Source organism: Metapseudomonas resinovorans (genome assembly GCF_002003485.1).
GTDB lineage: Bacteria > Pseudomonadota > Gammaproteobacteria > Pseudomonadales > Pseudomonadaceae > Metapseudomonas > Metapseudomonas resinovorans_D.
Genome location: NZ_BDMA01000023.1, coordinates 64,183 through 80,598, shown reverse-complemented (window position 1 = coordinate 80,598; position 16,416 = coordinate 64,183). Strand labels below are relative to the sequence as shown.

General features: G+C 65.3%; 19 protein-coding genes. 3 read left to right on the top strand and 16 right to left on the bottom strand.

All coding sequences use genetic code 11. From position 1 onward, the window contains the following. Positions 1 to 186: 186 nt before the first annotated feature. The gene (locus MnOB_RS08020; RefSeq protein WP_077523699.1) at positions 187 to 633 is read right to left on the bottom strand and encodes a YqaA family protein; all 447 of its coding nucleotides are present in this window, start codon (positions 631 to 633) and stop codon (positions 187 to 189) included. Between the two features lie 191 nt (positions 634 to 824). On the opposite strand from MnOB_RS08020, the gene MnOB_RS08015 reads away from it, so the two are divergent. Both MnOB_RS08015 and MnOB_RS08010 read left to right on the top strand, forming a co-directional pair. Then, positions 825 to 1,691, top strand: a complete 867-nt coding sequence (locus tag MnOB_RS08015) for an isocitrate lyase/PEP mutase family protein (protein ID WP_077523698.1) — start codon at positions 825 to 827, stop codon at positions 1,689 to 1,691. Positions 1,692 to 1,788: 97 nt separating this feature from the next. Next, on the top strand, positions 1,789 to 2,055 hold the full coding sequence (locus MnOB_RS08010; protein ID WP_077523697.1) for a DksA/TraR family C4-type zinc finger protein: 267 nt from the start codon (positions 1,789 to 1,791) through the stop codon (positions 2,053 to 2,055). Positions 2,056 to 2,073: 18 nt separating this feature from the next. On the opposite strand, the gene MnOB_RS08005 is transcribed toward MnOB_RS08010, so the two are convergent. The 15 genes from MnOB_RS08005 to MnOB_RS07935 all read right to left on the bottom strand — a co-directional run bounded on the left by MnOB_RS08005 (position 2,074) and on the right by MnOB_RS07935 (position 15,995). Then, positions 2,074 to 2,358 carry a type II toxin-antitoxin system RelE family toxin gene (locus MnOB_RS08005; RefSeq protein WP_077523696.1) on the bottom strand — a complete coding sequence of 95 codons (285 nt, stop codon included), beginning with the start codon at positions 2,356 to 2,358 and terminating at the stop codon, positions 2,074 to 2,076. Beyond that, complete coding sequence (locus MnOB_RS08000) at positions 2,348 to 2,593, bottom strand: type II toxin-antitoxin system Phd/YefM family antitoxin (protein ID WP_077523695.1); 246 nt, start codon at positions 2,591 to 2,593, stop codon at positions 2,348 to 2,350. The genes MnOB_RS08005 and MnOB_RS08000 overlap by 11 nt, the downstream gene beginning before the upstream one ends. 94 nt (positions 2,594 to 2,687) lie before the next feature. Further along, the gene (gene ureC, locus MnOB_RS07995; protein WP_077523694.1) at positions 2,688 to 4,388 is read right to left on the bottom strand and encodes an urease subunit alpha; all 1,701 of its coding nucleotides are present in this window, start codon (positions 4,386 to 4,388) and stop codon (positions 2,688 to 2,690) included. Positions 4,389 to 4,465: 77 nt separating this feature from the next. Then, positions 4,466 to 4,771 carry an urease subunit beta gene (locus MnOB_RS07990; RefSeq protein WP_077523693.1) on the bottom strand — a complete coding sequence of 102 codons (306 nt, stop codon included), beginning with the start codon at positions 4,769 to 4,771 and terminating at the stop codon, positions 4,466 to 4,468. A 4-nt stretch (positions 4,772 to 4,775) separates the two neighbouring features. After that, complete coding sequence (locus MnOB_RS07985) at positions 4,776 to 5,270, bottom strand: GNAT family N-acetyltransferase (RefSeq protein ID WP_077523692.1); 495 nt, start codon at positions 5,268 to 5,270, stop codon at positions 4,776 to 4,778. 155 nt (positions 5,271 to 5,425) lie between these two features. Beyond that, positions 5,426 to 5,728 carry an urease subunit gamma gene (ureA, locus tag MnOB_RS07980; RefSeq protein ID WP_077523691.1) on the bottom strand — a complete coding sequence of 101 codons (303 nt, stop codon included), beginning with the start codon at positions 5,726 to 5,728 and terminating at the stop codon, positions 5,426 to 5,428. Beyond that, a complete protein-coding gene (locus tag MnOB_RS07975) occupies positions 5,728 to 6,567 on the bottom strand; it encodes an urease accessory protein UreD (RefSeq protein ID WP_077523690.1) in 840 nt (279 codons plus the stop codon). The genes ureA and MnOB_RS07975 overlap by 1 nt, the downstream gene beginning before the upstream one ends. Before the next feature lie 74 nt (positions 6,568 to 6,641). Next, entirely contained in the window at positions 6,642 to 7,340 is a 699-nt protein-coding gene (gene urtE / locus MnOB_RS07970) for an urea ABC transporter ATP-binding subunit UrtE (protein ID WP_077523689.1), read from the bottom strand. Between the two features lie 95 nt (positions 7,341 to 7,435). Further along, complete coding sequence (gene urtD / locus MnOB_RS07965) at positions 7,436 to 8,296, bottom strand: urea ABC transporter ATP-binding protein UrtD (protein ID WP_077523688.1); 861 nt, start codon at positions 8,294 to 8,296, stop codon at positions 7,436 to 7,438. Continuing rightward, positions 8,297 to 9,385 carry an urea ABC transporter permease subunit UrtC gene (gene urtC / locus MnOB_RS07960; protein WP_077523687.1) on the bottom strand — a complete coding sequence of 363 codons (1,089 nt, stop codon included), beginning with the start codon at positions 9,383 to 9,385 and terminating at the stop codon, positions 8,297 to 8,299. Next, positions 9,385 to 10,953: an urea ABC transporter permease subunit UrtB gene (gene urtB / locus MnOB_RS07955; protein ID WP_077523686.1), complete on the bottom strand. Its 1,569-nt coding sequence runs from the start codon at positions 10,951 to 10,953 to the stop codon at positions 9,385 to 9,387. The genes urtC and urtB overlap by 1 nt, the downstream gene beginning before the upstream one ends. 193 nt (positions 10,954 to 11,146) lie before the next feature. Then, on the bottom strand, positions 11,147 to 12,412 hold the full coding sequence (gene urtA / locus MnOB_RS07950; RefSeq protein ID WP_077523685.1) for an urea ABC transporter substrate-binding protein: 1,266 nt from the start codon (positions 12,410 to 12,412) through the stop codon (positions 11,147 to 11,149). 86 nt (positions 12,413 to 12,498) lie between these two features. After that, positions 12,499 to 13,215, bottom strand: coding sequence for a GntR family transcriptional regulator (locus MnOB_RS07945; RefSeq protein ID WP_077523684.1), 717 nt, complete (start codon positions 13,213 to 13,215; stop codon positions 12,499 to 12,501). A gap of 4 nt (positions 13,216 to 13,219) precedes the next feature. Further along, positions 13,220 to 15,022 (bottom strand): allophanate hydrolase, encoded by a 1,803-nt coding sequence (atzF, locus tag MnOB_RS07940; RefSeq protein WP_199824496.1) that lies wholly within the window; start codon positions 15,020 to 15,022, stop codon positions 13,220 to 13,222. A 376-nt stretch (positions 15,023 to 15,398) separates the two neighbouring features. After that, positions 15,399 to 15,995 carry a MarC family protein gene (locus MnOB_RS07935; protein ID WP_077523682.1) on the bottom strand — a complete coding sequence of 199 codons (597 nt, stop codon included), beginning with the start codon at positions 15,993 to 15,995 and terminating at the stop codon, positions 15,399 to 15,401. 139 nt (positions 15,996 to 16,134) lie between these two features. Here MnOB_RS07935 and MnOB_RS07930 point away from each other — a divergent pair, with 139 nt between their 5' ends. Beyond that, positions 16,135 to 16,404 carry a ubiquitin family protein gene (locus MnOB_RS07930; RefSeq protein ID WP_077523681.1) on the top strand — a complete coding sequence of 90 codons (270 nt, stop codon included), beginning with the start codon at positions 16,135 to 16,137 and terminating at the stop codon, positions 16,402 to 16,404. Positions 16,405 to 16,416: the final 12 nt, after the last annotated feature.

Below are 16,416 nucleotides of genomic sequence, written 5' to 3'. Positions count from 1 at the left end.
GCGACCCGAAAAGCGTAGGCGCTCCAGCGACGCAACGTCGCCGGGGCAGTATCCCGAAACACAATGGCAGCGCTTCGTCGGACCGCGAACCGCTTCGCGAGCGGGTGTAGGGTGGATATCGCTTTTCATATCCACCGACGAGGCCGATCACGCCTCCAATGGTGGATCGGTGAAGCGTGATCCACCCTACTGAAGCCCCATCCAGCCCAGGGTCAGCGCCGCCAGTGCGAGATAACGCCACGCCTTGGCCAGGGTCACCAGTGCCAGGAACGCCCAGAAGGACTCCCGCATCACCCCGGCCACCAGGGTCAGCGGATCGCCGATCACCGGTACCCAGGCCAGCAGCAGCGACCAGCGCCCGTAGCGGTGGTAGAAGGCCTGCGCCCGCTCCATCTGCGCCGGTTTCACCGGGAACCAGCGACGTTCGCGGAAGTGCTCCAGGTAGCGCCCCAGCCACCAGTTCACCAGCGAGCCCAGCACATTGCCGAAGGTCGCCACCGTCACCAGCGCCCAGGCCGGATGGGCCTTGCCCAGCAGCAGCCCGACCAGCACGGCTTCCGACTGCAGGGGTAGCAGGGTGGCGGCGCCGAAGGCAGAGAGGAACAGGCCCAGGTAGGCGGTGAGTGCCAGCACGGCAGCGTCTCGAAAAAGGGGGCGTCAGTGTGGCGGCCGACGAAGTGCCGGACAAGCCGCGTGGCCGTTAAGCGAACTGAAAGACTGATCCGTTAGAATGGGCGCAGTCTGACAATGGAAAAACGGGGGCGCCGACTCCAGAGTTACGGAGCCGGCTTCATCCTGACCCCCCTCTGATCTTTGGTGCCTTTATGCATAGAGCTTCTCATCACGAGTTGCGCACGGCCTTTCGTGCGCTGCTGGACTCGGATTCCTGTTTTCACACCGCTTCGGTGTTCGATCCCATGTCGGCTCGCATCGCCGCTGACCTCGGTTTCGAAGTCGGCATCCTCGGCGGTTCGGTCGCGTCCCTGCAGGTGCTCGCCGCACCTGACTTCGCCCTGATCACCCTCAGCGAGTTCGTCGAACAGGCGACCCGCATAGGTCGCGTCTCGCGCCTGCCGGTAATCGCCGATGCCGACCACGGCTACGGCAACGCCCTCAACGTGATGCGCACCGTGGTCGAACTGGAGCGTGCCGGCATCGCCGCGCTGACCATCGAAGACACCCTGCTGCCGGCCCAGTTCGGCCGCAAGTCCACCGACTTGATCTCGGTGGATGAGGGCGTCGGCAAAATCCGCGCAGCCCTGGAGGCGCGCGTCGATCCGGACCTGGCGATCATCGCCCGCACCCACGCCGGCGTGCTCAGCACCGAAGAAGTGATCAAGCGCACCAAGGCCTATCAGGCTGCCGGTGCCGATGGCATCTGCATGGTCGGCGTGGCCGACTTCGAGCACCTGGAAAAGATCGCCGAACACCTGAGCATCCCGCTGATGCTGGTCACCTACGGCAACCCCAAGCTGCGCGACAACGAACGCCTCGCCCGCCTTGGCGTGCGCATCGTGGTCAATGGACACGCGGCTTACTTCGCCGCCATCAAGGCGACCTACGACTGCCTGCGCGAGCAGCGCCAGGTCGCCACCGGCACCGAACTCACTGCTACCGAACTCACCCACAAGTACACCTTGCCCGAGGACTACATCGTCTGGGCCGAGGAATTCATGAACGTGAAGGAGTAGCGCGACCTCCACTTGTCGCCTGACGACTGCCCCCCTTGCAAAAGGCCGGAAGAAAGCCCAAATCTTCCATTGAGCCTTGAGCAAGCGGGAGGTCAGCATGGCCAGTGGTTGGGCCGGCGATGGTGCCGTCCAGGAACAGATCGACAGCACCATCGAAGATGCCATCCAGCGCGCGCGCAGCCAGTTGCCGAAGGGCGAAAGCCTGACGCACTGCGAAGAGTGCGACGCCCCCATCCCCGAAGCCCGCCGCAAGGCGATCCCCGGCGCGCACCTGTGCGTCGCCTGCCAGACCGAGCACGACAAGGAAAACGCCGCTTTTACCGGGTATAACCGGCGGGGGAGCAAGGATAGTCAGTTGCGCTGAGGCAAGCGCTTTGCCGGTTTACAAGCGACCTTTGGCCTTGTCGTAGACCGCACCACCTTCGCGCTTGCCGACTCCGATCACCACCACTGTGATGCGTTGGTCTTCGACCCGGTACACCAGGCGGTAACCGGCGGTGCGAAGTTTGATCTTGAAGCAGTCGGGCATTCCGTGAAGTGCATCGCCCTGGATCCGCGGCCGTTGCAGCCGCTCTTTCAGCTTCTTCTTGAATTGTTCCCGGACGGTATCGCCGAGCTTGCGCCATTCCTTCAGCGCCGAGGGGAGGAACTCCAGTTCATAGCTCATCGAGGCTGACTTTCACTCCCTTCTCGTGGGCGCGGCTGCGGACGATTTCGGCCAGTGCCTGATCGTCCAGATACTCCATTAGCGCTTCGAAGGTTTCAGCCGGAACCATGTAGGCCATGACCTTGTTGTGGTTGAGAACAGCCACAGGCGCACCCTTGGCGCCGGACACCACGGCCGAGGGATTTTTCTTCAGCTCGGAAACGCTGACGGCAACGTTGGCAAGTACGTTTTGCATGAATTTGGCTCCTGTATTTGGAGCCAAATTCTGGTCTTTTTATGGCTCGGACTCAAGCCGTCGATTGGCCTGTGAGTTGCGCTGCCTTCGTGGCTCAGAACAAGAAATACCGCTGTGCCATCGGCAGCACGTTCGCGGGCTCGCACCAGAGCAGTTGGCCGTCAGCTTTCACCTGGTAGTTCTGCGGGTCGACGTCGATGGTTGGGGTGTAGCCGTTGTGGATCAGGTCCTTCTTCTGTACATCGCGGCAGCCCTTCACCACGCCGATTTTCTTCTGCAATCCCAACTGCTCCGGCACGCCCGCCTCGAATGCGGCCTGGCTGATGAAGGTGATGCTGGTGGCGTGGCGGCTGCCGGCGAAGCTGGCGAACATCGGGCGGTAATGCACGGGCTGCGGGGTGGGGATGGAGGCGTTGGCGTCGCCCATCAGGCTCGCGGCGATGGCGCCGCCCTTGAGGATCAGCGTTGGCTTCACGCCGAAGAAGGCCGGACGCCAGAGCACCAGGTCGGCCCACTTGCCCACTTCCACCGAGCCCACTTCATGGCTGATGCCGTGGGTGATGGCCGGGTTGATGGTGTACTTGGCGATGTAGCGCTTGGCGCGGAAGTTGTCGTTGCCGGGGGCGTCTTCGGGCAGGGCACCGCGCTGCTTCTTCATCTTGTCGGCGCTCTGCCAGGTGCGGGTGATGACTTCGCCTACGCGTCCCATGGCCTGGCTGTCGGAGCTGATCATGCTGAAGGCGCCGAGGTCGTGGAGGATGTCTTCGGCGGCAATGGTCTCGCGACGGATGCGGCTTTCCGCGAAGGCCACGTCCTCGGCGATGCTCGGGTCCAGATGGTGGCAGACCATGAGCATGTCCAGATGCTCGTCGATGGTGTTGCGGGTGAAGGGCCGGGTCGGGTTGGTGGAGCTGGGCAGTACATTGGGGAGGCCGCAGGCCTTGATGATGTCCGGAGCGTGGCCGCCGCCGGCGCCTTCCGTGTGATAGGTGTGGATGGTGCGGCCCTTGAATGCGCCGAGGGTGGTTTCGACGAAGCCCGATTCGTTCAGCGTGTCGGTGTGGATCGCCACCTGTACGTCGTACAGGTCGGCGACCGACAGGCAATTGTCGATGGACGCCGGGGTGGTGCCCCAGTCTTCGTGGAGCTTCAGGCCGATGGCGCCGGCCTTCACCTGCTCGATCAGCGGCTCCGGCAGGCTGGCGTTTCCCTTGCCGGTGAAGCCGATGTTCATCGGGAAGGCGTCGGCGGCCTGGAGCATCCGCGCCATGTGCCAGGGGCCCGAGGTGCAGGTGGTGGCGTTGGTGCCGGTGGCCGGGCCGGTGCCGCCGCCGATCATGGTGGTGACGCCGCTCATGAGCGCCTCTTCGATCTGCTGCGGGCAGATGAAGTGGATGTGGGTGTCGATGCCGCCAGCGGTGAGGATCATCCCTTCGCCGGCGATCACCTCGGTGCTGGCACCCACTGCGATGGTGACGCCGGGCTGGATGTCCGGATTGCCGGCCTTGCCGATGGCCTTGATGCGGCCGTCCTTGAGGCCGACGTCGGCTTTGACGATGCCCCAGTGATCGATGATCAGGGCGTTGGTGATCAGGGTGTCGACCACGTCCGCCGCCAGCAACTGGCCCTGGCCCATGCCATCGCGGATCACCTTGCCGCCGCCGAACTTCACTTCTTCGCCGTAGGTGGTGAAGTCCTTCTCGACTTCGATCCACAGGTCCGTGTCGGCCAGGCGCACCTTGTCGCCGACGGTGGGGCCGAACATGTCGGCGTAGGCTTGTCTGCTGATCTTCATTCGTTCGTCCCGTAGGGTGCGCTGCGCGCACCGAATCGCTGTGCCATTTCCTCGGTGCGCACGGCGCACCCTACTCCTTACAACTCGCCCATCACCCGGCCGGCGAAGCCGAACACGCGGCGTAAACCAGCCAGCTCTACCAGTTCCACCTCGCGGCTCTGGCCCGGCTCGAAGCGCACGGCGGTGCCCGCCGGGATGTTCAGGCGCATGCCGCGTGCGCTGGCGCGGTCGAAGTCGAGCGCGTCGTTGGCTTCGAAGAAGTGGTAGTGCGAGCCGACCTGGATCGGGCGGTCGCCGGTGTTGGCCACGGAGAGGCTCAGGGTGGGGCGGCCGGCGTTGAGTTCGATCTCGCCGTCCTGGATCTGGTATTCGCCGGGGATCATCGCGTCACTCCAGGATCAGTTGCATGAAGGTCAGGTCGAGCCAGCGGTCGAACTTGCGCCCCACCTGGGGCATCTGCCCGGTGGTGACGAAGCCGAGGCGCTCGTGCAGACGGATGGAGGCGGTGTTCTCGCTCTCGATGGCGGCGACCATCACGTGCAGTCCCGCCTGGCGCGCGCGGTCGACCAACGCCTGCATCAACGCGGGGCCGAGGCCCTGGCCGCGCTGGTCGCCGCGCACGTACACCGAATGCTCCACGGTGTGGCGGAAGCCTTCGATGGTGCGCCAGGTGCCATAGCTGGCGTAGCCGAGCACATCGCCCGCTGGGTTCACCGCTACCAGCACCGGGAAGCTCGCGGCTGCGCGGTCGGCCAGCCAGGCTCGGCGATTGGCCAGGTCCACCAGGGTTTCGTTCCAGATCGCCGTGGTGTTCTCCACTGCGTCGTTGTAGATGGCGAGGATGCCGGGCAGGTCAGCATCTGCTGCATCACGAATGTTCATGTTTCCGGTCTCCAGGAAGTCGTTCAAGGTCGTAGCGAGCGCGGCTCAGGCAAGGCGCAAGTCGGCGAGGATGCGGAGTTGACGCCTGTCAATGAGCAATCCGAGCCGACTTGCAACGCGGCATGGGCAAGCGCAGTAGACATTGGAAGATTTCCTCACGCGATGGGCTGGTGGACGGTGACCAGCTTGGTACCGTCCGGGAAAGTGGCTTCGATCTGGATCTCGGGAATCATCTCCGGTACCCCTTCCATTACCTGATCGCGGGAAAGCAGGGTGGTGCCGAAGTGCATCAGCTCGGCCACGGTCTGGCCGTCGCGGGCGCCTTCCAAGAGGGCGGCGGAAATCAACGCCATGGCTTCGGGGTAATTGAGCTTGAGGCCACGAGCCAGTCGCCGTTCGGCCACCAGACCGGCGGTGAAGATCAGCAGTTTGTCTTTTTCTCTTGGGGTCAGGTCCATCAGGTGCTCCAGATACGGGGTGCAACGGCTTCGCGGCCGAGCAAGGCAGGGCGCAACAGGCGCCAGAGGTCGATCAGCCAGGCGCGGGCGTGTAGCGCCTCGGAGGCGAGGCAGCGGGCCACCAGCAAGCCGGGCAGTTGGGTCAGGTCGCCGCGCCCGGCACAGGGGCGTTCGCGGCAGCGTTCGAGCAGTTCGGCATCGATTTCGCCGGTGGCGATCAGGGTCGCGAATACCGGCTGGCCGGCGAGGCCGATGGGGGAGTCGAGGAGGCCGTCGTCACCTTCGACGCGCTGGCGTTCGTGCCAGATCAGCGTGCCGTTGCGGCGAATATCCAGATGCGCCTGGAAATGGCCTTCGGCAAAACGCTCGCCAGCAGCGGGTCGGCCGAGGGCAACGATGTCCCAGTAGAACAGCCGGGCGTCGTCAACCAGTTCGATGCGGGTCGCCAGTTCGGCACGGGCACCGGAGTAGACGATGGTCTCCTGCGGCAGCCATTCCAGTGTGGCGCCGGCCTCGACCTTGAGTTCGACCTCCTGGAACGCCGGGCTGGCGGCGCGGTACCACTTGGCCGCGCCGGGGCTGGTGAGCTGCGCCCAGGCGCCTTCGCCGACGCGTGCACTCAGGTCGAGACGATCACCACCGGCTATGCCGCCGGGCGGGTGGACAATGATGTGCTGGCACACCTGCGGGCCTTCGGCGTGCAGGTGTTTCTGCACCCGCAGCGGACCCTTGTGGCGGCGCTGCACCGGGCGCGTGGTGACACCATCGAGGGCGTAAGCCAGCTCAAGCTCGGCGTGCCAGCTGGGAGTGAAGAGGGCAGGGTTGGCAGGTGCGTTCATGAGTTGATCTTGTAGGGTGGGTTAGCCGCGAAGCGGCGTAACCCACGCGGTGCGAAGGTGTTGTAAGGGGCTCATCATATGGTCACCAGGCCGCGTACGCCTTCGGCTTCCATGTTTGCTCCGCGTCCCTGCTGGATGATTTCGCCCCGGCTCATCACCAGGTACTGGTCGGCCAGTTCGGCGGCGAAGTCGTAGAACTGCTCCACCAGCAGGATGGCCATGTCACCACGCTCGGCAAGCTTCCTGATCACCGCGCCGATCTCCTTGATCACCGAGGGCTGGATGCCTTCGGTGGGCTCGTCGAGGATCAGCAAGCGCGGCTGGCTGGCCAGGGCGCGGCCGATGGCGAGCTGTTGCTGCTGGCCACCGGAGAGGTCACCGCCACGACGATGCTTCATCTCCCGCAGCACGGGGAAGAGTTCGTAGATGGAGTCCGGCACCGCCTTGGCCTCTTTCGCGCTGAAGCGTGACAGCCCCATCAGCAGGTTTTCTTCCACCGTCAGGCGCGGGAAGATTTCGCGACCCTGGGGCACATAGGCGATGCCTGCATGCACCCGCTGGTGCGGCTTGAAACCGGTGATGGCGCGCCCTTCCCAGTTCACCGCACCTTCTTTCGCCGGGATCAGGCCCATCAGGCATTTGAGCAGGGTCGTCTTGCCCACGCCGTTGCGCCCAAGCAGGCAGGTGACTTCGCCGACTTTCACGTCGAACGACAGGCCGCGAAGGATGTGGCTGCCGCCGTAGTACTGGTGGAGTTTGTCGACTTGGAGCATGTGCGTGTCCTTGTGGCTTGCGGCGCGATTCGATGCGCGCGGCGCACCCTACGAGTGACGCCGTGCCAGGTAGGGTGCGCCGTGCGCACCGTCTTTCAGCGGCCCAGGTAGACCTCGATCACCTGTTCGTTGGCCTGCACGTCGGCCAGTGAGCCTTCGGCCAGCACATGGCCCTGGTGCAGTACGGTGACGTGGTCGGCGATGCTGCCGACGAAGCCCATGTCGTGCTCCACCACCATCAGTGAGTGCTGGCCGGCGAGGCCCTTGAACAGCTCGGCGGTGAATTCGGTTTCGGCGTCGGTCATGCCCGCCACCGGCTCGTCGAGCAGCAGCAACTGCGGGTCCTGCATCAGCAGCATGCCGATTTCCAGGAACTGCTTCTGGCCGTGGGAGAGCTGGCCCGCCGGGCGATTGCGCGAGGCCTCCAGGCGGATCACCGCGAGCACTTCGTCGATGCGGTCCTTCTGCTCGCCGGTGAGCTTCGCCCACAGGCTGGCCCACACCGATTTGTCGGTCTTCTGCGCCAGCTCCAGGTTCTCGAACACCGAGAGCGCCTCGAACACAGTGGGTTTCTGGAACTTGCGGCCGATGCCGGCCTGGGCGATTTCCACTTCGCTCATGCGGGTGAGGTCGAGCGTTTCGCCGAACCAGGCTTTGCCGGTATCGGGGCGCGTCTTGCCGGTGATCACGTCCATCAGCGTGGTCTTGCCCGCGCCGTTGGGGCCGATGATGCAGCGCAGTTCACCGACCCCGATGTAGAGGTTGAGGTCGCGAAGCGCCTTGAAGCCGTCGAAGCTGACGCTGATGTCTTCCAGGGTGAGGATGGTGCCGTGGCGCACGTCCAGGCCCTGGCCGGCGACGCGGCCGAGGCCCAGGGAGTCGCGGCTACTGCCGGCGTCGCGGTTGGGATCGAAGGCGGGTTCGAGCATGAGTTCGGGTACCGGGGCTGCACGCATTTACTTTTCTCCCCGTTTGACCAGGCCAATCACACCCTTGGGCAGATAGAGGGTGACCAGGATGAACAGGGCGCCGAGGAAGAACAGCCAGTACTCCGGGAAGGCCACGGTGAACCAGCTCTTCATGCCGTTGACCAGGCCCGCGCCGAGCAGCGGGCCGATCAGCGAGCCGCGACCGCCAAGGGCGACCCAGACGGCCGCTTCGATGGAGTTGGTGGGCGACATCTCGCTGGGGTTGATGATGCCCACCTGGGGCACGTAGAGCGCGCCGGCCAGGCCGCAGAGCACGGCGGACAGCACCCAGATGAACAGCTTGTAGCCGCGCGGGTCGTAGCCGCAGAACATCAGGCGATTCTCGGCATCGCGCAGCGCCGTGAGCACGCGGCCGAACTTGCTCCGGGCCAGGCGCCAGCCGAGCAGCAGGCTGCCCACCAGCAGCGCCACCGTGGCCAGGAACAGCACGGCGCGGGTACCTGGCGCGGTGATGTCGAAGCCGAGGATGCGCTTGAAATCGGTGAAGCCATTGTTGCCGCCGAAACCGGTCTCGTTGCGGAAGAACAGCAGCATGCCGGCGAAGGTCAGCGCCTGGGTCATGATCGAGAAGTACACACCCTTGATCCGCGAGCGGAAGGCGAAGAAGCCGAACACCAGCGCCAGCAGGCCGGGCGCCAGTACCACCAGGCACATGGCCCAGAGGAAGTGCTGGGTGCCGGCCCAGTACCAGGGCAGTTCGGTCCAGGCGAGGAAGCTCATGAAGGCGGGCAGACCGTCGCCGGCCGCTTCGCGCATCAGGTACATGCCCATGGCGTAGCCGCCGAGGGCGAAGAACAGCCCGTGACCGAGGGACAGCAGCCCCGCGTAGCCCCAGACGAGGTCGAGGGCGAGGGCGACGATGGCGTAGCAGAGAATCTTGCCCACCAGCGTCAGGGTGTAGGCCGAGACCTGCAGTGGGTTGTCCGCTGGCAGCAGGTGCAGCAATGGCATGGCCAGAAGCAGGGCCAGCACGACACCGCCGCTGGCCAGCGAGGTGCGCGGGCCGAGGGTGGCCGTGGCGCGGGTGAGCAGGGTCTGGTTGAGTGGTTGAGTCATCAGTCGATCACCCGTCCCTTGAGAGCGAAGAGACCTTGGGGCCGCTTCTGGATGAACAGGATGATCAGCGCGAGGATCAGGATCTTGCCCAGCACGGCGCCGATCGAAGGTTCGAGGATCTTGTTCGCCACGCCCAGGCCGAAGGCGGCCATGACGCTGCCAGCGAGCTGGCCAACGCCGCCCAGCACCACCACCAGGAACGAGTCGATGATGTAGCTCTGGCCGAGGTCGGGGCCGACGTTGCCGATCTGCGAGAGGGCGACGCCGCCAAGGCCGGCGATGCCCGAGCCGAGGCCGAAGGCCATCATGTCCACACGGCCGGTGGGCACGCCGCAGCAGGCGGCCATGTTGCGGTTCTGGGTGACGGCGCGGACGTTGAGGCCCAGGCGGGTCTTGTTCAGCAGCAGCCAGGTCAGGATCACTACGAACAGGGCGAAGCCGATGATCACGATGCGGTTGTAAGGCAGCACCAGGTTGGGCAGCACCTGTATCCCGCCGGAGAGCCAGGCGGGGTTGGCCACTTCGACGTTCTGCGCACCGAAGATCACCCGCACCAGCTGGATCAGGATCAGGCTTATGCCCCAGGTGGCGAGCAGGGTTTCCAGCGGGCGGCCATAGAGGTGGCGGATCACGGTGCGTTCCAGTGTCATGCCGATCAGTGCGGTGACCAGGAAGGCCACTGGCAGCGCCACCAGCGGGTATAGCGCGAGCATCTCCGGCGCCAATCGCTGGAAGCCGAGTTGCACCATGTAGGTGGTGTAGGCGCCGAGCATCAGCATCTCGCCGTGGGCCATGTTGATCACGCCGAGCAGGCCGAAGGTGATGGCCAGGCCGAGGGCTGCCAGCAGCAGGATGGAACCGAGCGATAGGCCGCTGAAGGCCTGGCCGAACAACTCGCCCACCAGCAGGCGGCGCTTGACCTGGGCCAGGCTGGTTTCGGCGGCGGTGCGCACGCCGGCATCGGTTTCCGCGCTCGGATCGAGCAGGGCTTCGAGGCGGGTGCGAGCCAGCGGATCGCCGGTCTCGCCGAGCAGGCGCACGGCGTTGAGGCGGATGGCCGGATCGGGATCGACCAGTTGCAGATTGGCCAGGGCGAGGCTGATGGCGTCGCGCACGCCGGTATCTTCCTCGGCCACCATGCGCTGGTTGAGCAACGGCAGTTGCGCCGGCTTGGCGCTCTTCTGCAATTGCCGGGCGGCCTCCAGGCGTGCGGTGGCTTCGGCGGCGAGCAACTGGTGGCTGGCCTGGGCGGTGATCAGGAGACCGCGCAGGCGATTGTTCAGGCGCAGCTTTTTCGGTGTGCCAGCGGGGGAGGCATCACCTTCGGCGGCGATGAAGGTGCCGTCCTGTTCGATGAAGGCGAGCTTGCTGTCGATGGCGAAGCGGCCTTGTTGCAGGGCGTCCAGCAGCGGCTGGCGCGCGGCGTCGGGCTCGGTGGCCCAGTGTTCCAGCAGCTTCGCCTGCTGCGCCGGGTTGGCAGAGGCAAAGTCGTTGGGGGCGCCGGCCAGGGCTTCGAGGGGGAGCAGCAGGGCCAGGGCGAGGAGGATTCGATAGAGAGCTTTAGACATTGGGTGGTCCTGGTTGATGGGCCTGGCTCTGTGCCAACGGACACAGCCCTCACCCCTAGCCCCTCTCCCGGAGGGAGAGGGGAACCGTCCGGTGTCACGGGAAACGCTCGGTGCCCGGCAGTGCGTCACCCCTCTCCCCTTGAGAGAGGGGCCGGGGGTGAGGGAAGCCAGGTCATGCACGGATTTCTTCGGTTCAGTTCGTCTTCACCGCGTAATCCGGCTTCTTGTCATTGCCAGGAATGAAGGGGCTCCACGGCTGGGCGCGCAGTGGGCCTTCGGTCTGCCAGACCACGGAGAACTGCCCGTCTTCCTGGATTTCGCCGATCATCACTGGCTTGTGCAGGTGGTGGTTGGTCTTGTCCATGGTCAGGGTGTAGCCGGACGGCGCGGCGAAGGATTGGCCGGCCAGGGCTTCGCGGACCTTGTTCACATCGGTGGTGCCGGCTTTCTCCACGGCCTGGGCCCACATGTGGATGCCGACGTAGGTGGCTTCCATCGGGTCGTTGGTCACTGCGGTCTGGTAGTTGGGCAGGTTCTTGGCCTTGGCGTAGGCCTTCCACTGCTCGACGAACTTGCCGTTGACCGGGTTATCCACGGATTCGAAGTAGTTCCAGGCGGCCAGGTGGCCCACCAGTGGCTTGGTGTCGATGCCGCGCAGTTCTTCTTCGCCTACCGAGAAGGCCACCACGGGCACGTCGGTGGCTTCCAGGCCCTGGTTGGCCAGTTCCTTGTAGAAGGGCACGTTGGAGTCGCCGTTGACGGTGGAGATCACCGCCGTCTTGCCGCCGGCGGAGAACTTCTTGATGTTGGCGACGATGGTTTGATAGTCGCTGTGGCCGAAGGGGGTGTAGACCTCTTCGATGTCCTTGTCGGCGATGCCTTTGCTGTGCAGGAAGCTGCGCAGGATCTTGTTGGTGGTGCGCGGGTAGACGTAGTCGGTGCCCAGCAGGAAGAAGCGCTTGGCGCTGCCGCCGTCCTCGCTCATCAGGTACTCGACGGCCGGAATGGCCTGCTGGTTCGGCGCGGCGCCGGTGTAGAAGACGTTGGGGGAGAGTTCTTCACCCTCGTACTGCACCGGGTAGAACAGCAGCCCGTTCAGCTCTTCGAAGACCGGCAGCACGGACTTGCGCGATACCGAGGTCCAGCAACCGAAGACCACATCCACCTTGTCCTTGGTCAGCAGCTGGCGGGCCTTCTCGGCGAACAGCGGCCAGTTGGACGCCGGGTCGACTACCACCGGTTCGAGCTGCTTGCCGTTCACGCCGCCCTTGGCGTTGATCTCTTCGATGGTCATCAGCGCCATGTCTTTCAGCGACGTCTCGGAAATCGCCATGGTGCCGGAGAGGGAGTGCAGGATGCCGACCTTGATGGTCTCGGCCGCCTGGAGAGTCCAGGACATGCCCATGGCGGCGATGGATGCGGAAAGGGTGAACGCCTTGATCAGGCTGCGACGGTGCATGGGTCGATCTCCGTTCTTATCCAAGTTTTTGAAATGACTGCGTTTATGGGTTTGTTATCCGGGCAGTTTTCAAAGGGGCTTCCTCGTCACCCTTGGGCTGGCTGCGGTCTCTGCCGAGCGCTGTGCAACATGTGCAGGGTGATCTTGCGTACTTCGGCCTTGCTGGTTTCGATATGGAGCCTCAGCAATTGCTGTGCCTCTTCGCATCGACGACCGGCAATGGCCTGGAGAATCGCCGCGTGTTCGGCGTAGGTGGCGTCGATGCGAGGCGCCTGGGTGAAGTCCAGGCGGCGGATGATGCGGATCTTTTCGCTGACTTCCCGGTGGATTCGGGCCATCTCGCGGTTGCCGGCCGCTTCCACCAACTGGCAGTGGAAATCCTCGTCCAGGCGCGACACCTCGAAGCCGTCGTCCGGTCGCGGTTGCACCATCCAAGTGCGCCCGAGCTGTTGCAGTGCTGCGGGTTGCTCCTCGGTAGGGCGGGCGCAGTGGCGACGTACCGCCTCCAGTTCGAGGACGATGCGCAGCTCGTACAGCTCCTCGAAATGATCGAAGTCGAAGGCCTTCACTTGCCAACCGCTGCGAAAGCGCACCGCCAGGTAGCCCTCGCGCTCCAGGCGATGCAGGGCCTGGCGCACTGGCGTGCGGCTGGCGGCCATACGCTCGGCCACGTCGCCTTCGCTGAAGCGGTCGCCGGGCAGCAGGCGGAATTCGCTGATGTCCTCCTTGAGCCGGGCGTAGATGCGCCCGGCCAGGCTGTCGGGGCGTTCCGGGCGCGTGCTGCGCGGGCTGGCGAGCTCCATGGCGTCAGCGCACCTGGCTGGCAATGAAGGCGCGCCAACCACCGAAGGCGGTGATGTCGCGGGCGCCTTCCAGTGCGTAGGGCTCGCAGATGAAACCCTTGACCCAGCGTCCATCGGCCAGCTGCAGGTTGCCGATGCCCAGCGGCGGTGGAATTTCCGCAACGAACTCGCCGAAGCGGGCCAGGGGGATGTCCCAGAGTTCGACGATCAGCTCGGCGCCGTCCTGGTTGCGGGCCAGCCCCGGTTTGGGCGGCACGGTGCCGGGAAGGGCGAACAGGCGGTAGTCGCTGGCGGTGCGGGTTTCTTCCACCAGCACTGCATTGCGGCTGGTGAGCTGGAAGTTCAGCGGCATGCCGGTGAGGTGCGCGCCGACTACCGCGACGCGTACACAACCCGGTGCCTGCGCGGCGGCTGGCTGGGTCGGCAGTGCGCGGCTGGTGGCGCCAAGGGGCAGGTCGAGGCTGGTTTGCCAGCGCTTGCCGAAGCTGGCCAGGGCGGCGTCGTGCCAGGCCGGGGCGAGCAGGGTGATGCCGGCGGGCAGGCCATCGGCGCGCATGCCGGCTGGCAGCGCCAGGGCGCTGAGGTCGGCGAAATTGGTGAAGTTGGTGTAGGTGCCGAACTGGGCGTTGAACAGCACCGGTTCCTCGGCCATTTCGGCGATGCGGCGGATGGTCGGAGAAGTGGGCACCACCAGTGCGTCGAAGGGCGCCAGGGCGTCGTTGATGCATCGTGCCAGTTCGGCGCGCAGGTATTCGGCGCGGTAGGCGTCGCAGGCGCTGTAGTTCAGGCCGTTGTCGAGGATGCCGCGCACCACAGGGTCCATTGCCTCGGGCTGGTCGGTGAAGATCGCCCCGGCCGCCACGGTGCGTTCCGCTACCCAGGAGCCCTGGTAGAGCTGTGCGGCCAATTGACGGAAGGGGCTGAAGTCGATCGGGGTGATCTCGGCGCCGAGGGCGCGGAGCTTGTCCAGGGCCGACTCGAATACTGCGCGGGTCTGCTCATCGCCAAAGAACTCCAGCGTGTCCGGCACGGCGAATTTCGGCTGGGCACCGATACCCACGTGGGTGCTGTTGGGATTCTGCCGGGAGTAAGGATCGCGGGCGTCGTAACCTCCACCGATGCGCGCCACCGCCTCGGCGTCGGCCACGGTCAGGGCGAACACCGAGATGCAGTCGAGGGTGCGGCAGGCCGGCACCAGGCCGGTCGTGGATAGCCAGCCCTTGGTGGGCTTCAGGCCGACGATGTTGTTGAAGCCGGCCGGCACGCGGCCGGAACCAGCGGTGTCGGTACCCAGGGCGAAGGGCACTAGGCCACGGGCGACCACCGAGGCGGAGCCGGAGCTGGAGCCGCCGCTGACGTAGTCCGGGTCGAAGGCATTGGGTACGGCGCCATAGGGGGAGCGGGTGCCCACCAGGCCGGTGGCGAACTGGTCGAGGTTGGTCTTGCCGATCAGGATGGCGCCGGCCGCGCGCAGGCGGGCGACTATGGTGGCGTCTTCGGCAGCTTCATAGGCGAAGGCCGGACAGGCGGCGGTGGTGGTCCAGCCGGCGGCGTCGATGTTGTCCTTGATGGCGAAAGGCACGCCGTAGAGGGGCAGGCGTTCCCGCTGGCCTTCGGCGGCGGCCAAAAGGGCGGCGAGTTCGATGAGTTGGGCGTCTAGCCGCTCGGCGCTGGCCAGGCTGATCCAGGCATTGTCGTCCGCGTCGAGGCGCTGGAGCAGGGCGTGCAGCAGGTCGGCGGGTTGCAGCTGGTCGCGGTAGGCCTGTTGCCAGTCGGCGAGGGTGAAGGCGAGAGGGGCGTCGGACATGCTCTGGAGTTCCATCTTGTATCCAAGTTGGAATTCTCCACAGCAAAGCAGGTGCCAGGTTCCGGAAAGGCGCGTGGTTGCTGGCGTCGGGCGCGAAGAGTCGGGTTTGCCCCGGGCATTTGGCGCACCGCGCTGGGGCGCGCGAAGGCGCAAGGGTCATTGGCTGGTGCAATGTGCTGTTCGTAGGAGGGCGGGCGGCGTTCCGCTTGAGCGCAGCGATACCCATCGACCACGGCCCGCATGGGTTTCGTACCTCAACCCATCCTACGGGGGCTACGCCGGAGCGCGCGAATGCGAAGCGGCCGTAGGTTGGTGCGGGCGGCGTTCCGTCAGAGCGCAGCGAAGCCCAACGCAGCGTTGGGCATTGCGCACGGAGCTACAGCACCAGGTAGTTCTTCACCCCGGTGAAGATGATCTGTGCAGCCAGGGCGCAGACGAACAGGCCCATCAGGCGGCTGACGATCTGCAGGCCCTGGTCGCCGAGGATGCGTTCGATGCGGTCGGACAGGTAGAGGATCGCTCCGACGGTGGCGGCAGCGATGGCAATGGCGATAAGGGCGGTGAGTTTGTCGTTCCAGTGCACGTGGCCCGCACCCATCACCAGCATCGCGCCGATGGTGCCGGGGCCGACGGTGAGCGGGATGGTCAACGGCACGATGGTGACGTCCTGCTGCACGTTGTCCGCCTGCACTGCCGGCTTGCCCTGGGCCATGCCGAGCGCGGAGATGAACAGCACGGTGCCGGCGCCGATGCGGAAGGCGTCGATGGTGATGCCGAAGACATTGAAGATGGCCTGGCCGAACAGGTAGAGCAGGGCACTGGCGATCAACGTGCCCAGGGCGACTTTCCAGGCGAGCTTCTTGCGCTCTTTCACCGTGTAGCCTCGGGTCAGGCTGATGAAGCAGGAGAGCACGAAGAAGGGGCTGTAGAGCACCAGCATCTTCAGGTACAGGCTGGAAAGGCTTTCGAGCATGGGGGCATCCGTTCGTGACTGCGAGGGCCGCTGATCAGTGTAGAGGCTGCCCTGCCATTGGGCGCACAACTATAACCGCGCCACCGGGGTCGGCTATACCTTCCCCCACTGGGTCGTTTCGTCGCGCAGGGAGCCGTTGATGGCGCGCATGAGTTTCACCCCCAACCTCCAGCGTCACCTCGACGTTCCTGAACTGGACGTCGCCGCCGCCTCCGTGGCCGAGGCGCTGGAAGCCGCTTTCGTGGCTAACCCGCGTCTGCGCGGCTATCTGCTGGACGACCAGGGCCGCCTGCGTCGGCATGTGGCGATCTTCGTCGACGCCCAGCAGGTCAGCGACCGCCGCCACCTCAGTGATCCCGTGGGGCCGTCCAGCGACATCTTCGTTGTCCAGGCGCTGTCCGGCGGCTGAGTCGTACAAGGA